This is a genomic window from Stenotrophomonas sp. 22DLJC03 (genome assembly GCF_056861405.1).
The window spans coordinates 205,011-224,861 of record NZ_JBSPUG010000001.1 but is presented as its reverse complement, the minus strand read 5'-3'; the positions used below and the strand labels follow the sequence as shown (position 1 = coordinate 224,861).

The window sequence follows — 19,851 nt, the reverse complement described above, 5'->3', positions numbered from 1 at the left end:
TCTGATCGATGCCCCTGCCCGCCTTCAAGGCCTACGATATCCGCGGCCGTGTGCCGGAAGAACTGAACGAAGAGTTGGCCCGCCGCATTGGTGTCGCCCTGGCTGCGCAGCTCGCTCCCGGTCCGGTGGTGCTTGGCCACGACGTTCGCCTGACCAGCCCGGCGCTGCAGGATGCGCTGGCATCGGGCCTGCGTGGCGTGGGTCGCGAAGTGATCGACATCGGGCTGTGCGGCACCGAAGAGGTCTACTTCCAGACCGATCACCTCGGCGCGGCCGGCGGCGTGATGGTGACCGCCAGCCACAACCCGATGGATTACAACGGCATGAAGCTGGTCAAGGAGAATGCCCGTCCGATCAGCTCCGATACCGGCCTGTTCGCGATCTCCGATGCGGTCGCCGCCGATGCGTCCGAGGCCCAGCCGCCGCGCGCCGGGCAGACCGCCCAGCATGACAAGAGCGCCTATATCCAGCATCTGCTGAGCTACGTCGACGCCGCCAAGCTCAAGCCGCTGAAGCTGGTGGTCAATGCGGGCAATGGTGGCGCCGGTGCCATCGTCGACCTGCTGGCCCCGCACCTGCCGTTCGAGTTCATCCGCATCTGCCATGAACCCGATGGCAACTTCCCCAACGGTATTCCCAACCCGCTGCTGCCGGAGAACCGTGCCGCCACCGCTGAAGCCGTTCGCGAGCACGGCGCCGACTTCGGCATCGCCTGGGACGGCGACTTCGACCGCTGCTTCTTCTTCGACCACAGCGGGCGTTTCATCGAGGGCTACTACCTGGTCGGGCTGCTGGCCAAGGCCATCCTCGCGCGCAATCCGGGCGGCAAGGTCGTGCATGACCCGCGCCTGGTCTGGAACACCGTGGAAATGGTGGAGCAGGCAGGCGGCGTGCCGGTGCTGTGCAAGAGCGGCCACGCTTTCATCAAGGAAAAGATGCGCGCCGAGGATGCGGTGTATGGCGGCGAGATGAGCGCCCACCACTACTTCCGCGAATTCGCCTATGCCGACTCCGGCATGATCCCGTGGCTGCTGATCGCGCAGCTCGTCTCGGAAAGTGGACGGTCGCTGGCCGACTGGGTGGAGGACCGCATGGCGGCCTATCCCTGCAGTGGCGAGATCAACTTCAAGGTTGCAGATGCCAAGGCCGCCGTGGCACGCGTCATGGCGCACTTCGCGGCGCAAGCGCCGGTACTGGACCACACCGACGGCATCAGTGCCGATTTCGGCGACTGGCGCTTCAACCTGCGCAGCTCCAATACCGAGCCGCTGCTGCGCCTGAACGTCGAGGCACGTGGTGACGCAGCGTTGATGCAGGCGCGCACCGACGAAATTTCCCGTCTTGTCCAGCAGTAATCAAGGAAGATCATGAGCAACATCCAGCCCGTCATCCTCTCCGGTGGTTCCGGAACCCGCTTGTGGCCGCTCTCGCGCGAGGCCTATCCGAAGCAGTTTCTGCCACTGGCGGGCGAGCTGACGATGCTGCAGGCCACCTGGCAGCGCGTTGCACCCATCGCTGCGCATGGCCCGCTGGTGATCGCCAACGAAGAACACCGCTTCGTCGCTGCCGAGCAGCTGCAGCAGGTGGGTGCCGAACCGGCCGCGATCATCCTTGAACCGGTGGGCCGCAATACAGCGCCCGCCATCGCGGTGGCAGCATTGGAGGCCACCCGTGACAGCGCCGATGCGCTGCTGCTGGTGCTGCCCTCGGACCATGTGATCACCGATGAGGCCGCGTTCCGCGCAGTCGTGCAGGCTGCAGCCAGCGCTGCCGAGGCCGGCAAGCTGGTGACCTTCGGCATCGTGCCGACCGGCCCGGAAACCGGCTATGGCTACATCAAGGCCGCTGATGGCCAAGGTCTGCGTGCGGTCGAGCGCTTTGTCGAAAAGCCCGACCTTGAGACCGCCACCGGTTACGTCAGCAGCGGCCAGTATTACTGGAACAGCGGCATGTTCCTGTTCAAGGCCTCGCGCTACCTGCAGGAACTGGAGCGCTTCCAGCCCGACATGCTGGCCAGCAGCCGCCAGGCCTGGCAGCAGGCCCGTCGCGATTCGGATTTCACCCGCCTCGACAAGGAGGCGTTCGCCACCGTCCCCTCCGATTCCATCGACTATGCCGTGATGGAAAAGACCGCAGACGCCGTGGTGATTCCGCTGGACGCGGGCTGGAACGATGTCGGCTCGTGGACGGCACTGCGCGATGTCTCGCAGCAGGACGGCGACGGCAACGCCCACCAGGGTGATGTGATCGCCATCGACTGCCGCAATACCTACGCCTACGCGCAACGCCTGGTGGCGTTGGTCGGCCTGGACGATGTGATCGTGGTCGAGACCGACGATGCGGTGCTGGTCGGCAAGGCCGACCGCATGCAGGAGGTCAAGACCGTGGTGGCGCAGCTGAAGGCCGACGGTCGCAGCGAAGCGACGTGGCACCGCAAGGTCTACCGCCCGTGGGGCGCCTACGATTCGATCGACAATGGTGAGCGCTTCCAGGTCAAGCGCATCACGGTCAAGCCCGGCGGTACGCTGAGCCTGCAGATGCACCACCATCGTGCCGAGCACTGGATCGTGGTCAGCGGCACCGCAGAAGTGACCCGGGGCAACGAGGTGATCCTGCTCAGCGAGAACCAGAGCACCTACATTCCGCTGGGCGTGACCCATCGCCTGCGCAACCCGGGCAAGCTGCCGCTGGAGCTGATCGAAGTGCAGTCCGGCAGCTACCTTGGTGAAGACGACATCGTGCGTTTCGAGGATACGTACGGGCGCAGCTAGTGAGGTAGCGCCGGCCCATGGCCGGCGAGCGCAGCGGTTCAATGCATGCGCCGGGCATGGCCCGGCGCTACCGTCAGCGGGTCAGTTCTGCCATGACCCGCTTCAGTCCATCCTGCCACGTTGGCAGTTCGATACCGAAATCCTGCTGCAGCTTGCGGTTGTCCAGCACCGACCATGCCGGGCGCTTGGCCGGGGTCGGATACTCCGAACTGGGAATCGCCTCGACGGCCGGCACCTTCGCCAACACACCGGTCGCCAGCGCCTCGGCGAAGATCGCCTCTGCAAACCCATGCCAGCTGGTCTGGCCGCTGGCCGTCAGATGCCAGGTACCGGACAGCTGCCCCGGATGCTGCAGTGCCTGCGCAGTGACATCGGCAATCAGCGCGGCCGGTGTAGGCGTGCCGATCTGATCAGCAACCACCCGCAGCTGGTCGCGCTCGGCGCCCACCCGTAGCATCGTGCGCAGGAAATTGGCGCCATGTGAGGCATATACCCACGCCGTGCGGAAGATCAGGTGGCGGCCACCGGCCGAACGCACCGCATCTTCGCCATCGCGCTTGCTGGTGCCATACACACCCAGCGGCGCGGTCGGCTCATCTTCGGGGTAGGGCGCGCTGCCTTGGCCATCGAACACGTAGTCGGTGGAGTAATGCACGAACGGCACGCCGTGCGCCGCACACCAGCGCGCGATCACGCCCGGCGCCTCCGCATTGGCGGCGAAGGCGGCCTTCGTGTCCTGCTCGGCACGATCGACTGCGGTATAGGCCGCAGCGTTCACCACCAGCGACGGCTGCAGGCGGTCCAGCAGGGCCGGCAGAGTGTCGGGCTGGCCGAAATCAGCCACCTCGCAGGCGCCGCCATCAGGCAACTGACCACTGCGGGTGGTGGCAACCACTTCACCCAGCGGCGCCAGCGCACGCAGCAGCTCCTGACCGACCTGGCCATTGCCACCGAACACCAGAACGGTCATGGCACGTAGACCGGCAAGCGATCTTCAGCGATGTCCTTCAGGAACGGCGCGTTCTCGTCCTTGGCCGACAAGGTCGGCGCGCTGACCGGCCAGTCCACGGCAATGTCGGCATCGTTCCAGCGCACGCCGGCATCAAAGTCCTTCAGGTAGACCTCGGTGCACAGGTAGCTGAACACCGCACGCTCGGACAGCACGGCGAAACCGTGGGCGAAGCCCTCCGGAATCCAGAACTGCTTCTTGTTTTCCGCACTCAGCACCACCGCTTCCCACTGGCCGAAGGTCGGCGAGCCGCGGCGGATGTCCACGGCCACGTCGTAGACCTCGCCTTCCAGCACGCTGACCAGCTTGCCCTGCGGGCGCGGCCACTGGTAATGCAGACCACGCAGCACGCCCTGCGCCGAGGTGGACACGTTGCTCTGCACGAAGCGATCCGGCAGGCCCAGCGCGGCGAAACGCTCGGCATTCCACGTTTCAAAGAAGTAACCGCGGGCATCGCCGAACACGGCCGGCTCGATCACCACACAACCGGGCAACTTGGTTTCAATTACTTTCACGGAACCACTCCACGCAAAGCGAGTTTATGCAGGTACTGGCCGTAGCCGTTCTTGATCAGCGGTGCGGCCAACGCTTCCAGCTGCTCTGCGTCGATCCAGCCCTGGCCGAACGCGATTTCTTCCGGGCAGCAGACCTGCAGGCCCTGGCGGGTCTGGATGGTCTCGATGAAGTTGGACGCTTCCAGCAGCGACTGGTGGGTGCCGGTATCCAGCCACGCGTAGCCACGGCCCAGCGCTTCCAGGTGCAGATTGCCCTCCTGCAGATAGCGCTTGTTGAGGTCGGTGATCTCCAGCTCGCCACGCGGCGACGGCGTGAGTTCGGCCGCGTAATCGCTGGCCTTGCCGTCATAGAAGTACAGGCCCGTGACCGCGTAGTTGGAGCGCGGATTTTCCGGTTTTTCCACCAGATCGATCACCTTGCCACTTTTGTCGAACTCGGCCACGCCGTAACGTTCCGGATCATTCACCCAGTACCCGAACACAGTGGCGCCGTGGTCGCGCTCATCTGCACGCTTGAGCACTTCACGCAAGCCATGGCCGTGGAAGATGTTGTCACCCAGCACCAGGCAGCTTGGCTTGCCGGCGACGAAGTCGCGGCCGATCAGGTAGGCCTGGGCCAGGCCATCCGGACTCGGCTGCACCGCGTACTGGATGTCCATGCCCCACTGCGAACCATCACCCAGCAGCTGCTGGAACAGCGCCTGCTCGTGCGGGGTATTGATGATGAGCACTTCACGGATGCCCGCCAGCATCAGCACGCTGAGCGGGTAGTAGATCATCGGCTTGTCGTACACCGGCAGCAGCTGTTTGCTGACGCCCTTGGTGATCGGATACAGCCGGGTGCCGGAGCCACCGGCGAGGATGATGCCCTTGCGCTGCGTCATGTTGTCTCCCGGGTTCAGGCCGTGGTGCCGATGCGCTGCAGGCGGTAGCTGCCATCCAGCACGCCGTTGACCCATTCCTGGTTGTCCAGGTACCAGTCGACGGTGAAGGTGATGCCCTGCTCGAACGTATAGGCCGGCTCCCAGCCCAGGTCGTTCTTCAGCTTGGAAGCATCGATCGCATAGCGGCGGTCATGACCGGGACGGTCTGCAACATACGTGATCTGGCTGCTGCGCGGCTGGCCATCCTCGCGCGGGCGGCGCTGGTCCAGCAGGGAACAGATCGCCTGCACCACCTCGATGTTCTGCTTTTCCGAGTTGCCGCCAACGTTGTAGGTCTCGCCGACCTGGCCCTTGCCCAGCACCGTGCGGATCGCTTCGCAATGGTCGGACACGAACAGCCAGTCGCGCACCTGCTTGCCATCGCCGTACACCGGCAACGGCTCACCGGCCAGTGCCTTGGCGATCACCAGCGGGATCAACTTCTCCGGGAAATGGTACGGGCCATAGTTGTTGGAGCAGTTGGTGGTCAGCACCGGCAGCCCGTAGGTGTGGTGGAACGCACGCACCAAGTGGTCCGACGCGGCCTTGGACGCCGAATACGGCGAATTGGGCGCATACGGGGTGGTTTCGCTGAACTTGCCGGTCTCACCCAGCGTGCCGTACACCTCGTCGGTGGACACATGCAGGAAACGGAACGCCGCGCCCTGCTCGGCCGGCAGCGTCTTCCAGTAATCCCGCACCGCTTCCAACAGGCCCAGGGTGCCCACCACGTTGGTCTGGATGAACGCGCCCGGGCCGTCGATGGAACGGTCGACATGACTTTCGGCAGCGAAGTTCACCACGGCATCCGGCCGGTGTTCGGCCAACAGGCGGGTGACCAGGGCGCTGTCGCCGATGTCACCCTGCACGAACACATGGTTCGCATTGCCTTCGAGGCCGGACAGGGTCTTCAGGTTGCCGGCGTAGGTCAGCGCATCGAGGTTGATGACCTTTACGCCGCGGGCAACTGCCTCGAGAACGAAGTTACCGCCAATGAATCCGGCGCCGCCGGTGACAAGCCATGTGGGCACGAAAGGCATCTCCTTGAAGTGGGCAAATCTGCGGGCTGCGTCTGCAACCCGCCGCACGTTGACCGCCAAGGATACATGCCCAGCCGCTCGCCCCCCCAACACCTGAATGAACAGGCGCTAGCCGGCCATCCCGCCAGCGGGGTCAGACTCGGCCTGCAGCATCCAGACCTTGATGTCCGCAGGCAGCAGCCGCATCACCGGCGCGAGCACGCTCAACGCGGCCGTGAGCGCCATGGCCTTGGCCGCCGACACCGACCGGTCGTAGCGGATGCGCGCATACAGACCTTTCACGCTCAGAGAAGGCAGCGTACGGGCGTGCAGCAGCCTCAAACCGGTGCGGGCACCAATCGCGCGCATGCTGCCGTCGTCCAGATAATGCACGTGTGGCGACGGGAACCCCTTCTGCCACAACCGCTCGAAGCTGGCAGGTGCCCCCATCCGCGCCATCACCCGCGCGACCCGGTAGAGCACGCCCGTGCGTGCCGGTGCATTGATCACCACCACGCCCCCGGGGCGAAGGACCTCGGCGCAGGCCTGCATCGCCGACACGATATCGGGGATGTGTTCCATGACATCGTTGAAGACGATCACGTCAAACCGCTCATCCGCCTGCAGCACGTCCGGGAAGAACCCCCGGCGCACAGGCAGGCCACGCGCGGCGGCCGAATCGGCGACGCGGGCGTCCGGCTCGATGCCCATCACTTCGAAATGGCCCTCCGTGGCCTGCAGGAACCAGCCGTGGGCACAGCCGACATCCAACAGCCGAGGACGCCCATCCGCACGCTGCGGGAAGCGCGCCACCAGCTCCTCGGCGAGCACGGCAAAGTTGCGCTGCCGCAGATCGCTCAATCCCTCCTCACGAAGCGCCTCGTCCAGAACCTCGCGATCGCCCTGCACATCGATATCCACCGCCAGGGAGCTTCCCTCGTAACTGCACCGGCTGCACTGCAGGTGCCAGGACTGCAACCCCGACTGAAGGGGGCCCTGACAAGCAGGGCATTGATCGAATCCCATCGACATCATCTCCAGATTCTGACGCTTTCTGACCTGCTCTCCCCAGGTCCGGGAAACATCACGTGGCTTCAATGACTGCCGGAGCATAGCGCCCGAACCCGCACCGGCGTGCTGCACTTGCAACACGCCAATCCCCGGACAGCCGCCCCATCAGACCATACGCATTCGCATGGTCCCCCCAAGCCAGCTAGAATCGGGGTCCCACCCCCGAACCGGTTGCTGTTGCAGGACCGGACGTTCTCCCTGTTACTGAAGGACCCCGTACCAGATGAAAATCCTCGTCGCGTACAAGCGCGTGGTGGACTACAACGTCCGCATTCAGGTCAAGCCGGACGGTTCCGGCGTGGTCACCGACGGCGTCAAGCTGTCCCCCAACCCCTTCGATGAAATCGCCCTGGAAGAAGCCCTGCGCCTGCGCGACAAGGGCATCGCCAGCGAAGTCGTGGTTGCCACCATCGCCCCGGCCGACGCCCAGGCGCACCTGCGCAACGGCCTGGCCATGGGCGCAAACCGTGCCATCCACGTCGTCACCGACCAGGCCATCCAGCCGCTGACCGCGTCGCGCACCCTGCTCAAGCTGATCGAAAAGGAACAGCCGGACCTGGTGATCCTTGGCAAGCAGGCCATTGATGACGACGCCAACCAGACCGGCCAGATGCTGGCCACGCTCTGGGGCCGCCCGCAGGCGACCTTCGCCAGCAAGCTTGAAATTGCCGATGGCAAGGCCACGGTGACCCGTGAAGTCGACGCCGGCCTGGAAACGCTGGAAGTGGATCTGCCGGCCGTGGTCACCACCGATCTGCGCCTGAACGAACCGCGCTTCATCAAGCTGCCAGACATCATGAAGGCCAAGGCCAAGCCGCTGGAGACCCTGCAGCTGGCCGACCTCGGCGTTGAAGCCGCCGACACCTTCAAGACCACCCAGTACGCCGCGCCGTCCAAGCGCAGCAAGGGTGTGATGGTCAAGGACGCGGCCGAACTGGTTGCCGCACTCAAGCAGAAGGGGTTGCTGTAATGAGCAGGATTCTCGTCATCGCCGAGCACCACGACGGCAAGCTCAACGCCGCCACCGCCAAGACCGTCAGCGCCGCCACCGCCATCGCCGGTGCCAGCATCGACGTGCTGGTGCTGGCCGCCGACCCGGCCGCCGTTGCCGCTGAAGCGGCGAAGATTGCCGGCGTCGCCAAGGTCCTGACCGTGGCCAACGCCGCCAATGCCCAGGCCCTGGCCCAGGTGCTGGCCCCGCAGATCGCGCAGCTGGCCAAGGGCTACAGCCACGTGTTCGGCCCGTCGACCACCTTCGGCAAGGACCTGATGCCGTGCGTGGCCGCCCTGCTCGGCGTCAACCAGGTCTCCGACCTGATGAGCGTCGAAGGCAGCCACACCTTCAAGCGCCCGATCTACGCCGGCAACGCGATCATCACCGTCGAAGCCCCGGCCGACCAGATCGTGGTCGCGACCGTGCGTGCCGCCTCGTGGCCGGAAGCCGCCCAGGGCGGCAGCGCCGCCATCGAAGCGGCCAGCGTCGATGCTGCCCTGCCGACCCACACCCGCTTCGTCGGTCTCGCCGCCGGTGCCAGCGACCGCCCGGACCTGCAGAGCGCCAAGCGCGTGGTCTCCGGCGGCCGTGGTGTCGGTTCGGAAGAGAACTTCAAGGTCATCTTCCAGCTGGCCGACAAGCTCGGTGCCGCCGTGGGTGCCTCGCGTGCCGCGGTCGACGCAGGCTACGTCCCCAGCGACCTGCAGGTCGGCCAGACCGGCAAGATCATCGCGCCGGAACTGTATGTGGCCGTTGGCATCAGCGGTGCGATCCAGCATCTGACCGGCATCAAGGATGCCGGCACCATTGTTGCGATCAACAAGGACGCGGATTCGCCGATCTTCGAGATTGCCGATATCGGTCTGGTAGGGGATCTGTTTGCGATCCTGCCGGAACTTGAAAAGGCACTCTGAGCGCCCTCGCATGACGCTTGCACGGAGGGCGCCGCCAGCGGTGCCCTCCCTTTCCGGACTTCTGTCGTATCCATGATGCCGCGCCTGTTTCGCTTCCTCCTTTCCGGTGGCTCGGCCGCCGCCGTCGAATATGCGATCTTCCTCCTGCTTCAGACCGGACTGGGTACGGACTGGCTGCTGCTGAACCAATCAGTCAGCTTCGCGGGCGGCTTCATCGTGAGCTACATGCTCAATCGCCACTGGGTATTCCGCAGTGAAGGAGCCTGGGGCGCGGAGCTGGCCAAGTACGGGCTGCTGGCCGTAATCAACCTGATCCTGGGCAATGTCGCAATCAGTTTGCTGGCAGGCCCCCTCGGCGTTCCGCCCTTGCTGGCGAAACTGATCGTGATGGTCATGGTGGCATCCTGGAACTACGTCATCTTCTCCCGACTGGTCTTCCGGCAGCGCCCGACGGCCTGATCCCGCAGGCCTTGGCGCCGGCACCACCTTCCTGAACCCCTTTGGCGGGGCCCTCCTGCGGCTTGCCCTAGAATAGGGCCCCCAGACATCCGTACCTCCAGGTTACCCCGAATGGCAAAGACCCCGAACTCGCTCGGCCTCGGCACCCGTGCCATCCATGCAGGACAGCAGCCCGACCCGAGCACCGGCGCCATCATGACGCCGATCTACGCCACTTCGACCTATGTCCAGGAAAGCCCCGGCAAGCACAAGGGCTATGAGTACTCGCGTACCCAGAACCCGACGCGCAACGCCTACGAGGCCTGTGTCGCCAGTCTTGAAGGGGGCTCCGCCGGCTTCGCATTCGCCTCTGGACTTGCCGCAGCGTCGACGACGCTGGAATTGCTGGACTCAGGCGACCACGTCATTGCGATGGACGATCTGTATGGCGGTACTTACCGCTTGTTCGAGCGCGTTCGTCAACGATCGGCGGGGCTGGAATTCAGCTATGTCGACCTGAACGACCTGGATGCGGTACGGGCGGCGATGCGGCCCAATACCCGCATGATCTGGGCGGAAACCCCCACCAACCCCATGCTCAAGGTTGTGGACCTGGCCAAGCTAGGCACCTTCGCCCGCAAGCATGGCCTGCTCCTGGTCGTGGACAACACCTTCTGCTCGCCGATGGTGCAGCGCCCGCTGGAGTACGGCGCCGATCTGGTCCTGCATTCCGCAACCAAGTACCTCAACGGCCATTCGGACATCGTGGGTGGCATCGTGGTGGCCGGCAGTGATGCACTGGCCGAACAGATGGCCTTCCTGCAGAACTCAATCGGAGCCGTGGCCGGCCCGTTCGACTCATTCCTGGCCCTGCGTGGCCTGAAGACGCTGCACCTGCGCATGCGTGCACACAATGAAAGCGCGCTGGAACTGGCCCGCTGGCTCGAACGCGACAGCCGTATTGAGGCTGTGATCTACCCTGGCCTGAAGAGCCACCCGCAGCACGCCCTGGCCAAGCGCCAGATGAATGGCTTCGGCGGGATCATCTCGGTGCGCGTGAAGGGCGGCAAGACCAAGGCCCGCCGCATGCTGGAACGTTGCGAACTGTTCGCACTGGCCGAATCGCTGGGTGGGGTGGAAAGCCTCATCGAGCTGCCGGCGGTGATGACCCACGCGTCGATTCCGCCGGCCCAGCGCAAGCGACTGGGCATCACCGACAACCTGATACGCCTGTCGGTGGGCACGGAAGACCTGGCCGACCTGCGTCACGAGCTGGACGCTGCCCTAGGGCGCTGAGCCCTTCCCCTTCGTTGATTCCGTGCCGCCGCGCAAGCGGCGGCCTGAGACCGCGTCCTGCGCGCGGTGACTGTATTGAACCCGCGAGAATTCCTTGATGAATGAAGCACTCTCCGACCTGGGACGCAGCCTGCGCTCCTGGCGCCTGTGGACGTTGTTGGGCTGGCTGGAAATCCGCCAGCGCTACGCCCGCTCACGTGTCGGCCCATTCTGGCTGACGATCAGCATGGGCGTGATCATTGGCACCATCGGCATCGTGTACGGCACGCTGTTCGGCCAGAAGATGAGCGATTACCTGCCCTACCTGGCGGCCAGTCTCGTGCTTTGGGGCCTGTTCTCAAACATCGTGACGGAAGGCAGCACGGCGTACATCTCCAATGGCTCCTACATCCGCCAGGTTGCGACCTCACGACTGATCTATATCTTGCAGGTAACGTGGCGCAACTCAGTGATCTTCTGCCACAACGTGGCGATCATCATCCTGTTGCTGGCCATCTTCGGGGTAAAGCGCTGGGACACCCTCATCCTTTTCCTGCCGGGCCTGCTGCTGCTGGTCGTCAACGCCACGTGGATGGCGATGATTACCGCATTGATCTCGGCACGCTTCCGTGACTTCCCACAGATCGTGGCTTCGATCGTCCAGATGGCGTTTTACATAACGCCCATCATGTACAAGGCCGAGCTGCTGACGAAATATTCATTCATAACGCGCTACAACCCCCTGCTATACCTGCTGGACGTGGCCCGTATGCCCCTGCTTGGACAGGTTCCGTCGATGCAGACGTACGTGATCACGATCGTGATGGCGATTGTCGGCTGGACGTTTGCCCTGTGGTTCACCGGCCGCTACATCAAGCGCATCTCCTACTGGATCTGAGCCGCATGGCATTCATTCAACTCGACAACGTATATCTGGACCTGCCCATCTTCGAGGTCCAAGGCCGCTCACTGAAGCGACAGGTCATGCGCCTTGGCCGGAAGAATTCCATTGCCGCCGACAACGACGGCGTCATCATCGTGCGTGCACTGAATGATGTCAGCCTGCGCTTTGAAAAAGGTGATCGCATCGGCCTGATCGGGCACAACGGTGCGGGCAAGTCCACCCTGCTGCGAGCACTGGCCGGTATCTATGCCCCAACGCAGGGCAGCATCAACCACGAAGGAAAGATCGTGCCATTGCTGGATATCAGCCTTGGCATGGATGACAACTCGACAGGCATCCAGAACATCCGGCTGCGCGGCCTTCTACTGGGAATGACCGACGAAGAAATCCGCATCAAGACGCCGGAGATCGCTGAATTCTGCGAGTTGGGCGACTATCTTGACCTTCCTGTACGCACCTACTCCAGCGGCATGCGGGTCAGGCTGGCGTTCGCGGTTTCCACCGCGGTCGAGGCCGAAATCCTGCTGCTGGACGAAGTCATGGGCGTGGGTGACGCGTCCTTCATGCATAAGGCACAGAAGCGACTCCAAGATCTGCACAGCCGTGCGGAGATCGTAGTGCTGGCCATGCACTCCAACGCGGAGATTCGCCGGGTCTGCAACAAGGTGCTGTGGATGGACAACGGACAAGTGAAGATGTTCGGCCCAACCGAAGAGGTGGTCAGCGCCTACGAGCAGTTTGTAGGCGTCTGATCCCTAGCAGCGACCCGATTGAGGCAGCCTCGTGGATAGAAAAATGGACCAGGTACTGAACGTCTTCTCATCCACTCCCGCAGGGACGAGCACTGAGGCGGTATACCTCAGAGAAATTAACGACGACGCGCTGCAGTTGCTGCGCGTCCAGTTAGCATCCACGCATGCGTTTGCCTTGGGTGAGTCCGAGGCAAATGCACACCTGACGCCCTTGGCAGGCCGCAGCAGCAGTGCACTCGTGCTGGGAATGGGCGGCGGCCTGCATGCATCAGTGCAGCACGTGCTGGACCACCTGTCCAACCATCAGGACACTCGCCGCCTGCTGCTGGTAACGGACGGCGAGACTGCCGACGGCACCTTGGGCGCCTTGGCGTTCTGGCAGGAGGTTCTTCCCTCGCGCACGCTGCCTGGCAATGCCGCGGTCGAACTCCTTGTCGACCTGGCCTATTGCAACGAACTGGCGCGAAACACGAGCATCAACGTTCCATCGGAGCTTTTGCCTCTGCTCGATGCTGCGTCCTCGGCAACCACGGACGGTAGTGGCCTGATCCATGCGCTCTGGAACGAATTACTGCTGTCCAGGATCCATGCAGCGAGCGCATCCCATGAACGCCGGCAACTGCTGCATCGGCAAGATGTACTGACGCGCTCCCTCAACCGTACAAGCCTGTCAGCACAGGCCTCTGTTGGCGCCATGAGCCAGGCACATACACGCATCACCGAACTGCTGCACTCACGCTCCTGGCGGGTGACCGCACCCATGCGGGCCGCCGGCACGCTCGCTCGTCGTGCACGCAACATGTACTACCGGCTGCGCGGGCACGCAGGTACCGCTCTTCGCTTGCGCTCCGAACGTGGCACGAAGGGTGTAATGAGGGAATTCATCAGAATTGCCTCCAATCCGCGCTCGGTGATGAAGTACCTTCGCCACAAGGACGCCGCCGCAAACCGGGAGCAGCCGATATACACGCTGCCGTCGGCCAGCCCCGCCTTGACCGAACTGAGCCTGCGCGTGCTCATCATCGCTGACATGAATCTGGCCCAGTGCACCAAGTATCGCGTGCTGCAGAAGCAGCAGATGATCCAGGATCTGGGGCTGGATTGCAGCGTTGTGCGCTGGGAAGACCTTGACAATGCACGCGGCCTTCTCAGCACCCACACAGTGGCCATCTTCTATCGAGTGCCAGGCTTCGAGCAGCAGCTTGAATCGATCGCACGCGCCAAGGCACTTGGAATGCGCACGATATGGGAAGTGGACGATCTTATTTTTGACGAATCGCTCTATCAGACCAATAGCAATCTGGCAGACCTGGATCAACGAACACGCCAGTCATTGCTCAACGGTGTTCCGCTCTACCGAGCCGCGATGCTGGCCTGCGACCGCTGCATCGCCTCTACCGTTGCACTGGCCGAAGCCATGCGTGGCGTGGGGGCAGCCAGGGTTGACGTGGTCAACAACGCCCTCGACGACCAGACGCTGCTGATTGCGGAAGAAATCAACGCCAAGCCGCGGCGGAAGGATGGCCTGGTCCGAGTGGTGTACGGCTCAGGCTCGGCGTCGCATGACTCCGACTTCCGCCAATGTGCCGACGCAATGCTGGCGATTCTCCGTGAGCATTACCACGTCCGGCTGACCATTGTCGGGACGCTCAATCTGCCGCCTGCGTTCAAAGAGGTCGAGAGCCAGATCGAACGGCTCCCCCCCGTCGACTATGCATCCTTCCTGGAACGGATATCCCGCTGCGATATCAACATCGCACCGTTGGAACCGAGCGTGTTCAATGACGCCAAATCCAGCATCAAGTACCTGGAAGCAGCAATCCTGAAACTGCCCTCCATCTGCTCGCCTTCGCAGGAGTATCGCAACACAATCGTACATGGCGAGACCGGCATGCTCGCCGCCTCCTCCGCGGAATGGAAAGCATGCCTGGATCAATTGATCGCCGACACTGCACTTCGTCGGCGCATTGGCGAACGGGCCTACCGACACGTGGTCGAGCACTACACGCCCCAGGTTGTGGCCCGGGAACAGGTCCTTCCCTTGTTCAAGGATATGGATCAGTTCAAACCTAAACGTCCCCGGATCCTGGGTGTGAACATCTTCTTCGAGCCACGCAGCTTTGGCGGTGCTACGATCGTGGCCGAGGAAGTCGCGCGCTGCATCAACGCAAGTGGGAAGGCTGAGTACGCCATGGTCACCTCCCTGCCCTGCAGCGATGCTCCACCCTACAATCTGGTGCGCTACCGCTCATCGGCTGCTGAAGTGTTCGCAATGGGCCTTCCGTTCGAGGCCGATCCCGCGTTCGATTTCGACAATCCTTTTACTCCCGGGGCGTTCCGTCAAATCCTCCGCGCTTGGCGGCCCGACGTCGTGCACCTGCACTCCATCCAGGGTTTTGGGGTACAGATCGCCGAGGCGTGCCAGGAGGCCGGTATTCCCTACGTCGTCACCATGCATGACGCATGGTGGATCTGTGCACGTCAGTTCATGATCACCGGCGAGGGCAAGTACTGCCATCAGAGCAAGGTGGATCTCAATGTCTGCGCCAAGTGCGTGGCCAATCCCGTACTGAACCCCTACCGCCAGCACCGCCTGCACGAAGTGCTTTCCGGCGCAGCAATGATGCTGGCCCCAAGCCGCTTCTTCCGGGGCGTCTACGTGGACAATGGATTCGATCCATCGCGCGTACGCGTCAACAAGAATGGCGTAGTGCCGCCGCGCAGCTCGGTCACCCGTGAATCTCTTGCCCGACGCAAGCTCAGGCTCGGATTCGTTGGCGGTGAAGGCCCGGCCAAGGGCAGTGAGCTCATCAAGGAGGCGCTGCGCCAGCTCCCCCATACCAACTACGAACTGCACGTGGTCGATGCCGCCCTCAACCTGGGACGTCGGCACATTTTCGAAGAAACCTGGGAGATTCCCGGCACGCTGAAGATCGTCCCTGCGTATACCCAGTCAACCATCGACAACTTCTTCGCAAGCGTGGATGTGCTGCTGTTCCCGACCCAGTGCAAAGAGAGTTTCGGCTTGACGGTTCGCGAGGCAATGCTTCGCGATACCTGGGTCATCGCCACGGATGCGGGCGGCGCTGTCGAGGACATCATTGACGGGGCCAACGGCGACATCGTTCCGCTGATCAACGGTCTTGAACCTTTCCGCGATGCGCTGCGCCGACTCCTGGACAACCCAGAACAACTGGATGGCTATCGCAACCCTCACCCGGAGCTGATCCGCATCTTCTCTGATCAAGCTGACGAACTGATCGGGTTCATGGGCGAGGTGATGGATCGTTTTCCCGCCAAGCATCTCGCTCTGCCACACGACTGAACTCCGCATGGACCGGAGAGCGGATTCGCTGCCACGCGAGAATGGATGTTCACCCAGGTGTAGTATCCGCTTCTGGCACTCCAGATCCCCTGCCATGGGATGTGGGGGCATGCGATAGTCCAGCGTCTATCGGGGAGAAGATGGATTGGAGTGAGGTGGATCCAGTTTGTCAGCCCTGGATGGGCTGCGCGGCGTCGCTGCGTTGGCGGTACTTCTCTCGCACTGCGCCTTTGCATTTCTCCCATACCTTCACACGGGTAACCCAGCCCAGCTCCGCTAGGCATGGGGAGAGACTGTATTCAACAGTCCGCTCTACCTGTTCTACTCTGGCGGATTCGCGATCAGCCTTTTCTTCGTGCTGAGCGGATTCGTGCTCGCCCTGTTCGGAAAATCGAGATGGAGCGGCGTAGCCGCTTTCGTACTGGTTAGTGCCATGTGCCTGCGCTGGCACCACCCCGGCACCTACTTGGCAATGTTCATCGTTGGCGCCTTCCTAAATCGGATTCCGCAACGGCTTCTGACTCCTGGGCTGGGCCTTCCCATGCTCGCGATCGGTATCTACCTGGCCAGCTACAAATCAAATGCTGCCATCTACGCCCCTGTATCCTGGAGCGGGAGGCAACCGGTATCCATTTGTTCTGGCCAGTGTTCATCGAACTGCTGGCTGCTTCGGCTCTGATCTTGGCGGTGCTTTCGCTCCGGCCACTTCAGTGGTTGCTCAATCTCAAAGCCTTCGATTGGCTCGGCAAGTGGTCGTTCTCTCTCTATCTGACCCACACGTTCGTGCTCAGCACGATCGCTCCGAGCGTGTTCAAGTCCATCCTTACCAGCCACGGCTACGGTCAAGCGGCAGCACTTGCCATCCTTTGCACGATCGCGGTCTCGCTGTTGATTGCCGAGCCATTCCGAAGGGCGTTCGACCTGCCCTCCATCCGCGCAGCCAACCGCATCGGCCAGAGCACCGATCCACAGGCGAAGGTGGCCGTATCCGCAGAGTCGAGCACTTCCCAGGCCAGTTCATGAAAGGCTGACCCTCCCCCGCAAGCATGCGGACGGAGGGTAGATGGCACAGCTCCAGGACCGAGGTCCTGCAATCCGGCGCCCGGTGAAGCCGAGCCGACGCTACTGCGGCAGCGGGCAGGCCTCGGTGGGACGCGTCGCTGATCCTTGGGAGGGGACCAGTACGACGCAAGTCCCCTGCAGATCGCCGTCAGCCTGACGCACTTCCCATACACTGACACCTTCACCCTCCAGCGACCGCAGCTCTCCCCCAACGTACGGCTTGCCGTCCAGATCAATGGACAGATAACCATTGTCGACCAGACTCTCCAGGTCGAATGTACTTCTGAAGGTGTCGCCCTGCTTGCTCCACAGGCGCAGCTCTGCTTTTCCAACATTACGGCGGGCATAAGTCCCCAGCAGAAGCTTCAGCTCGGCAAGTGGCTGCGGATTCTGCAACTGCTCTTGCGGGAAACCAAGGGCAACAGTACGTTCGGCACTCAGCACGTTGCTTGGTGTGAGCGTCAACCCGTCTCCAATGCGCTGACCGTCAACCATCATATAGCGCAATGTGAGAACCGTAGATACCGAGAACGCCGTAGCGAGCGCAATACACAGCACCAGTATCCGGCTGATCCATTCCATCGGAACGGCGAGCGGACGCGGATTGGCCCCCAGTGCAAACGCCAGCGCGATGGCCGGGATCTGGAAGTAGCGGCCCTGCACACCCTGAATAATGCCGGTATCGTCGATGGTCCACTGCACCAGCATCGCCAGATAGGTAAGCAAGATCGCAACGCTGAGCGCGAGCACCATCGACAAGCGTGCCAGCCCTGTTCCGCGGAACTGGGTCCAGGCAATCGAAGTGGCACCACTGGCCACCAGCAGCAGGGCAAACACAGCGTAATGGCGCGGGCCCAGTGGCGTGTCCAGCCAGCCGAGTACGCCCAGGAACGAGCTGTAGTAATACTCCGCAACGCCAGGGCTGGTGAGTGTCTTGTGCAACATGCTGCCGAACCTCAGGGGATCGAACAGATAGCTCGTGAGCCGCGCCAGGTGATCAATGTTGCGGGCTCCGGGCGGATATACCGTTGTCTTGATCGTTACCACGGTCCAGGCCAGCACCAGCACCGTGAGCATGGCGGCGCCGACAGCCAGGCGCCTGTCACGTCGGTACCAGGCCGCAACAAAGGGCAACAGCAGGAACGGCAACGTATTGGCACGACATGCGGCAAACAATCCCAGCGCGACCATCATGATGATCGCGGTCGAGCCTCTGTCATCCTGGAGGGCCACGATCCGCCAGAAAGCAGAGAACGCCAGCACCGCCATGCTCATGGACATGCCATCGAGCACAGCAAAACCCAACAGGAAACTCGACATCGGCAGCAGCAGCAATGCCAGTACCAGCGGCGGCGGCGGGAACAGTCGGAATGCCCAGTACAACAAGCCTACGCAAGCCAGCAGAGTGAGCAGTCTGGACAAGCGGTAAGACTGATCAACACTCAAGTCGATCGTCTTTCCAATCCACAGTCCAAGAGCCTGCGGCACATAGAGAACAGGCAGGTAATAGGCGGTACCCGGCTGGGTGGCACGCTCGGACTGTCCTGCCCAGCGTTCAGCGCGCGCTGACACGAGAATTTCCCGGGTCAGTTTGACCTTGTGCTTGCCCGCGAGAGGGGTGAAGTGATCCATGTACCTTGCCAGACCAACATCAACGTCACCACCTGATGGCTGCCCATTGGACGTATCAAGCAGGATCTGCCCCCGGCTGAGCATGTAGGCACGCTTGACGTGATCAAATTCGTCTGGCGCCTGGAACGACGGAGTCAACGCCTGCCAGATGATGCCAAACACCAGTAGCAGGAGACAGGCCACCCCACCAAAGCTGGCGATGGATCGAACTTCAGGGCCGCTTACAACGCTGGCTCCAACGCGATTCATGGTGCCACTTCCGGCTCAGGTGCCACGCGGCTCCTCATATGGATCGCTTTCTCTGGTGTGGCACGTACGTCGTGACCGATGAACGCCAGAATGAGCTGCACGCCCACCAGTACCGGCATAGCCGCAAGCATCACCGTGCCGCTCGATGCGGTCGTTCCGGTGGCGCTGGCGTGGATCCAGCTGCAGGCGCCGAACAGTACGCCGAACAGCAGCAGAAGAATGCCGACCGGCAGTTCGAAGGATGCCAGCGACATGTCACGCAGATAATAATTGTAGAAGATCCGCTTCATTGCATTGCGCATGTTCTTGACGAAGAACTCGCCGATCACCTGGCCGATGCGAAGATTACTGACTTCATCGGCATAACGTGCATGCATGGGCACGTCCACAACAGCCGCCCGCAGAGTTCCCAGCCGGAACAGCATGTCGGTTTCAAAAAAATAGCGCTTGCTGATCTTCCCAAGCGGCAGGTGACGCGCTACGTCGGTGTGGACCGCGGTATAGCCATTGGTGGGATCGAAGAGATTCCAGTAACCGGATGACACCTTCGTCAGCAGGGACAATCCTGCGTTGCCAAACAGCCGCAGCCGCGGCATCTGGGAAATGCGCTCCAGATCGAAGAAGCGATTGCCCTTGGTGTAGTCAGCCTCTCCCGCCAGGATCGGTGCAACGAACCGAGGGATCAGCGAAGGATCCATCTGCCCATCACCATCCACCTTAACGATGATCTCCACCCCTTCTGCGATGGCGGCCCGGTATCCGGTCATGACGGCTCCGCCCACGCCTTGGTTTTCACTATGGCGGAGAACAACTACGCGGGGATCAGTGCAGTTCGCTTCAACGAAATCACCGCTACCGACGGGGCAGCGATCGTCCACGACATAAATGCGTCCAACTTCCGGGCCGATGCCTGCGATCACCCCAAGAATGTGGTTGATGACTTTGTAGGACGGAATCACAACGGCGATCTGGACAGGCATGCGCACTCTCTGAAGTTC

The 19,851-nt window shown here is 62.5% G+C and carries 17 protein-coding genes; 10 read left to right on the top strand and 7 right to left on the bottom strand.

The genetic code is table 11. The annotated features are described in order from the left end of the window. Positions 1-8: 8 nt before the first annotated feature. Together AC13GA_RS01015 and AC13GA_RS01010 are read left to right on the top strand one after the other, a co-directional pair. Complete coding sequence (locus AC13GA_RS01015) at positions 9-1,355, top strand: phosphohexomutase domain-containing protein (RefSeq protein ID WP_046983189.1); 1,347 nt, start codon at positions 9-11, stop codon at positions 1,353-1,355. A 12-nt stretch (positions 1,356-1,367) separates the two neighbouring features. Further along, on the top strand, positions 1,368-2,771 hold the full coding sequence (locus AC13GA_RS01010) for a mannose-1-phosphate guanylyltransferase/mannose-6-phosphate isomerase (RefSeq protein WP_482997379.1): 1,404 nt from the start codon (positions 1,368-1,370) through the stop codon (positions 2,769-2,771). A 73-nt stretch (positions 2,772-2,844) separates the two neighbouring features. Here AC13GA_RS01010 and rfbD read toward each other — a convergent pair whose 3' ends face one another. From rfbD to AC13GA_RS00985, 5 genes are all read right to left on the bottom strand, one after another. Continuing rightward, a complete protein-coding gene (rfbD, locus tag AC13GA_RS01005) occupies positions 2,845-3,741 on the bottom strand; it encodes a dTDP-4-dehydrorhamnose reductase (protein WP_482997378.1) in 897 nt (298 codons plus the stop codon). Next, positions 3,738-4,295, bottom strand: coding sequence for a dTDP-4-dehydrorhamnose 3,5-epimerase (gene rfbC / locus AC13GA_RS01000; protein ID WP_004141806.1), 558 nt, complete (start codon positions 4,293-4,295; stop codon positions 3,738-3,740). Before rfbC ends, rfbD begins: the two co-directional genes overlap by 4 nt. Then, entirely contained in the window at positions 4,292-5,179 is an 888-nt protein-coding gene (gene rfbA, locus AC13GA_RS00995; RefSeq protein WP_253077845.1) for a glucose-1-phosphate thymidylyltransferase RfbA, read from the bottom strand. Before rfbA ends, rfbC begins: the two co-directional genes overlap by 4 nt. Positions 5,180-5,193: 14 nt before the next feature. Next, positions 5,194-6,249, bottom strand: coding sequence for a dTDP-glucose 4,6-dehydratase (gene rfbB, locus AC13GA_RS00990; protein WP_253077846.1), 1,056 nt, complete (start codon positions 6,247-6,249; stop codon positions 5,194-5,196). A gap of 117 nt (positions 6,250-6,366) precedes the next feature. Further along, entirely contained in the window at positions 6,367-7,158 is a 792-nt protein-coding gene (locus AC13GA_RS00985) for a class I SAM-dependent methyltransferase (protein ID WP_253077847.1), read from the bottom strand. Positions 7,159-7,531: 373 nt separating this feature from the next. Here AC13GA_RS00985 and AC13GA_RS00980 point away from each other — a divergent pair, with 373 nt between their 5' ends. The 8 genes from AC13GA_RS00980 to AC13GA_RS00945 all read left to right on the top strand — a co-directional run bounded on the left by AC13GA_RS00980 (position 7,532) and on the right by AC13GA_RS00945 (position 16,933). Next, positions 7,532-8,278, top strand: coding sequence for an electron transfer flavoprotein subunit beta/FixA family protein (locus AC13GA_RS00980; RefSeq protein WP_012509979.1), 747 nt, complete (start codon positions 7,532-7,534; stop codon positions 8,276-8,278). Beyond that, a complete protein-coding gene (locus tag AC13GA_RS00975) occupies positions 8,278-9,216 on the top strand; it encodes an electron transfer flavoprotein subunit alpha/FixB family protein (RefSeq protein WP_253077849.1) in 939 nt (312 codons plus the stop codon). The genes AC13GA_RS00980 and AC13GA_RS00975 overlap by 1 nt, the downstream gene beginning before the upstream one ends. Positions 9,217-9,288: 72 nt before the next feature. Then, entirely contained in the window at positions 9,289-9,675 is a 387-nt protein-coding gene (locus AC13GA_RS00970; RefSeq protein WP_482997377.1) for a GtrA family protein, read from the top strand. Positions 9,676-9,786: 111 nt separating this feature from the next. After that, on the top strand, positions 9,787-10,950 hold the full coding sequence (locus AC13GA_RS00965; protein WP_253077851.1) for a trans-sulfuration enzyme family protein: 1,164 nt from the start codon (positions 9,787-9,789) through the stop codon (positions 10,948-10,950). 97 nt (positions 10,951-11,047) lie between these two features. Continuing rightward, a complete protein-coding gene (locus tag AC13GA_RS00960; protein ID WP_482997376.1) occupies positions 11,048-11,827 on the top strand; it encodes an ABC transporter permease in 780 nt (259 codons plus the stop codon). A gap of 5 nt (positions 11,828-11,832) precedes the next feature. Next, positions 11,833-12,585 carry an ABC transporter ATP-binding protein gene (locus AC13GA_RS00955; RefSeq protein ID WP_482997375.1) on the top strand — a complete coding sequence of 251 codons (753 nt, stop codon included), beginning with the start codon at positions 11,833-11,835 and terminating at the stop codon, positions 12,583-12,585. 43 nt (positions 12,586-12,628) lie between these two features. Continuing rightward, on the top strand, positions 12,629-15,910 hold the full coding sequence (locus tag AC13GA_RS00950) for a glycosyltransferase (RefSeq protein WP_482997374.1): 3,282 nt from the start codon (positions 12,629-12,631) through the stop codon (positions 15,908-15,910). A 645-nt stretch (positions 15,911-16,555) separates the two neighbouring features. After that, the gene (locus AC13GA_RS00945; RefSeq protein WP_482997373.1) at positions 16,556-16,933 is read left to right on the top strand and encodes a DUF418 domain-containing protein; all 378 of its coding nucleotides are present in this window, start codon (positions 16,556-16,558) and stop codon (positions 16,931-16,933) included. A gap of 99 nt (positions 16,934-17,032) precedes the next feature. On the opposite strand, the gene AC13GA_RS00940 is transcribed toward AC13GA_RS00945, so the two are convergent. Continuing rightward, a complete protein-coding gene (locus AC13GA_RS00940; RefSeq protein WP_482997372.1) occupies positions 17,033-18,853 on the bottom strand; it encodes a DUF2142 domain-containing protein in 1,821 nt (606 codons plus the stop codon). Then, positions 18,850-19,833: a glycosyltransferase family 2 protein gene (locus tag AC13GA_RS00935; protein ID WP_482997371.1), complete on the bottom strand. Its 984-nt coding sequence runs from the start codon at positions 19,831-19,833 to the stop codon at positions 18,850-18,852. The genes AC13GA_RS00940 and AC13GA_RS00935 overlap by 4 nt, the downstream gene beginning before the upstream one ends. Positions 19,834-19,851 lie beyond the last annotated feature (18 nt).

Bases quoted from the DNA above. Each gene is read 5' to 3' on its own strand.
- AC13GA_RS01015 (WP_046983189.1), top strand. From the start codon at position 9: ATGCCCCTGCCCGCCTTCAAGGCCTACGATATCCGCGGCCGTGTGCCG.
- AC13GA_RS01010 (WP_482997379.1), top strand. From the start codon at position 1,368: ATGAGCAACATCCAGCCCGTCATCCTCTCCGGTGGTTCCGGAACCCGC.
- rfbD (WP_482997378.1), bottom strand. From the start codon at position 3,741: ATGACCGTTCTGGTGTTCGGTGGCAATGGCCAGGTCGGTCAGGAGCTG.
- rfbA (WP_253077845.1), bottom strand. From the start codon at position 5,179: ATGACGCAGCGCAAGGGCATCATCCTCGCCGGTGGCTCCGGCACCCGG.
- AC13GA_RS00980 (WP_012509979.1), top strand. From the start codon at position 7,532: ATGAAAATCCTCGTCGCGTACAAGCGCGTGGTGGACTACAACGTCCGC.
- AC13GA_RS00975 (WP_253077849.1), top strand. From the start codon at position 8,278: ATGAGCAGGATTCTCGTCATCGCCGAGCACCACGACGGCAAGCTCAAC.
- AC13GA_RS00970 (WP_482997377.1), top strand. From the start codon at position 9,289: ATGATGCCGCGCCTGTTTCGCTTCCTCCTTTCCGGTGGCTCGGCCGCC.
- AC13GA_RS00965 (WP_253077851.1), top strand. From the start codon at position 9,787: ATGGCAAAGACCCCGAACTCGCTCGGCCTCGGCACCCGTGCCATCCAT.
- AC13GA_RS00960 (WP_482997376.1), top strand. From the start codon at position 11,048: ATGAATGAAGCACTCTCCGACCTGGGACGCAGCCTGCGCTCCTGGCGC.
- AC13GA_RS00955 (WP_482997375.1), top strand. From the start codon at position 11,833: ATGGCATTCATTCAACTCGACAACGTATATCTGGACCTGCCCATCTTC.
- AC13GA_RS00950 (WP_482997374.1), top strand. From the start codon at position 12,629: ATGGACCAGGTACTGAACGTCTTCTCATCCACTCCCGCAGGGACGAGC.
- AC13GA_RS00940 (WP_482997372.1), bottom strand. From the start codon at position 18,853: ATGAATCGCGTTGGAGCCAGCGTTGTAAGCGGCCCTGAAGTTCGATCC.
- AC13GA_RS00935 (WP_482997371.1), bottom strand. From the start codon at position 19,833: ATGCCTGTCCAGATCGCCGTTGTGATTCCGTCCTACAAAGTCATCAAC.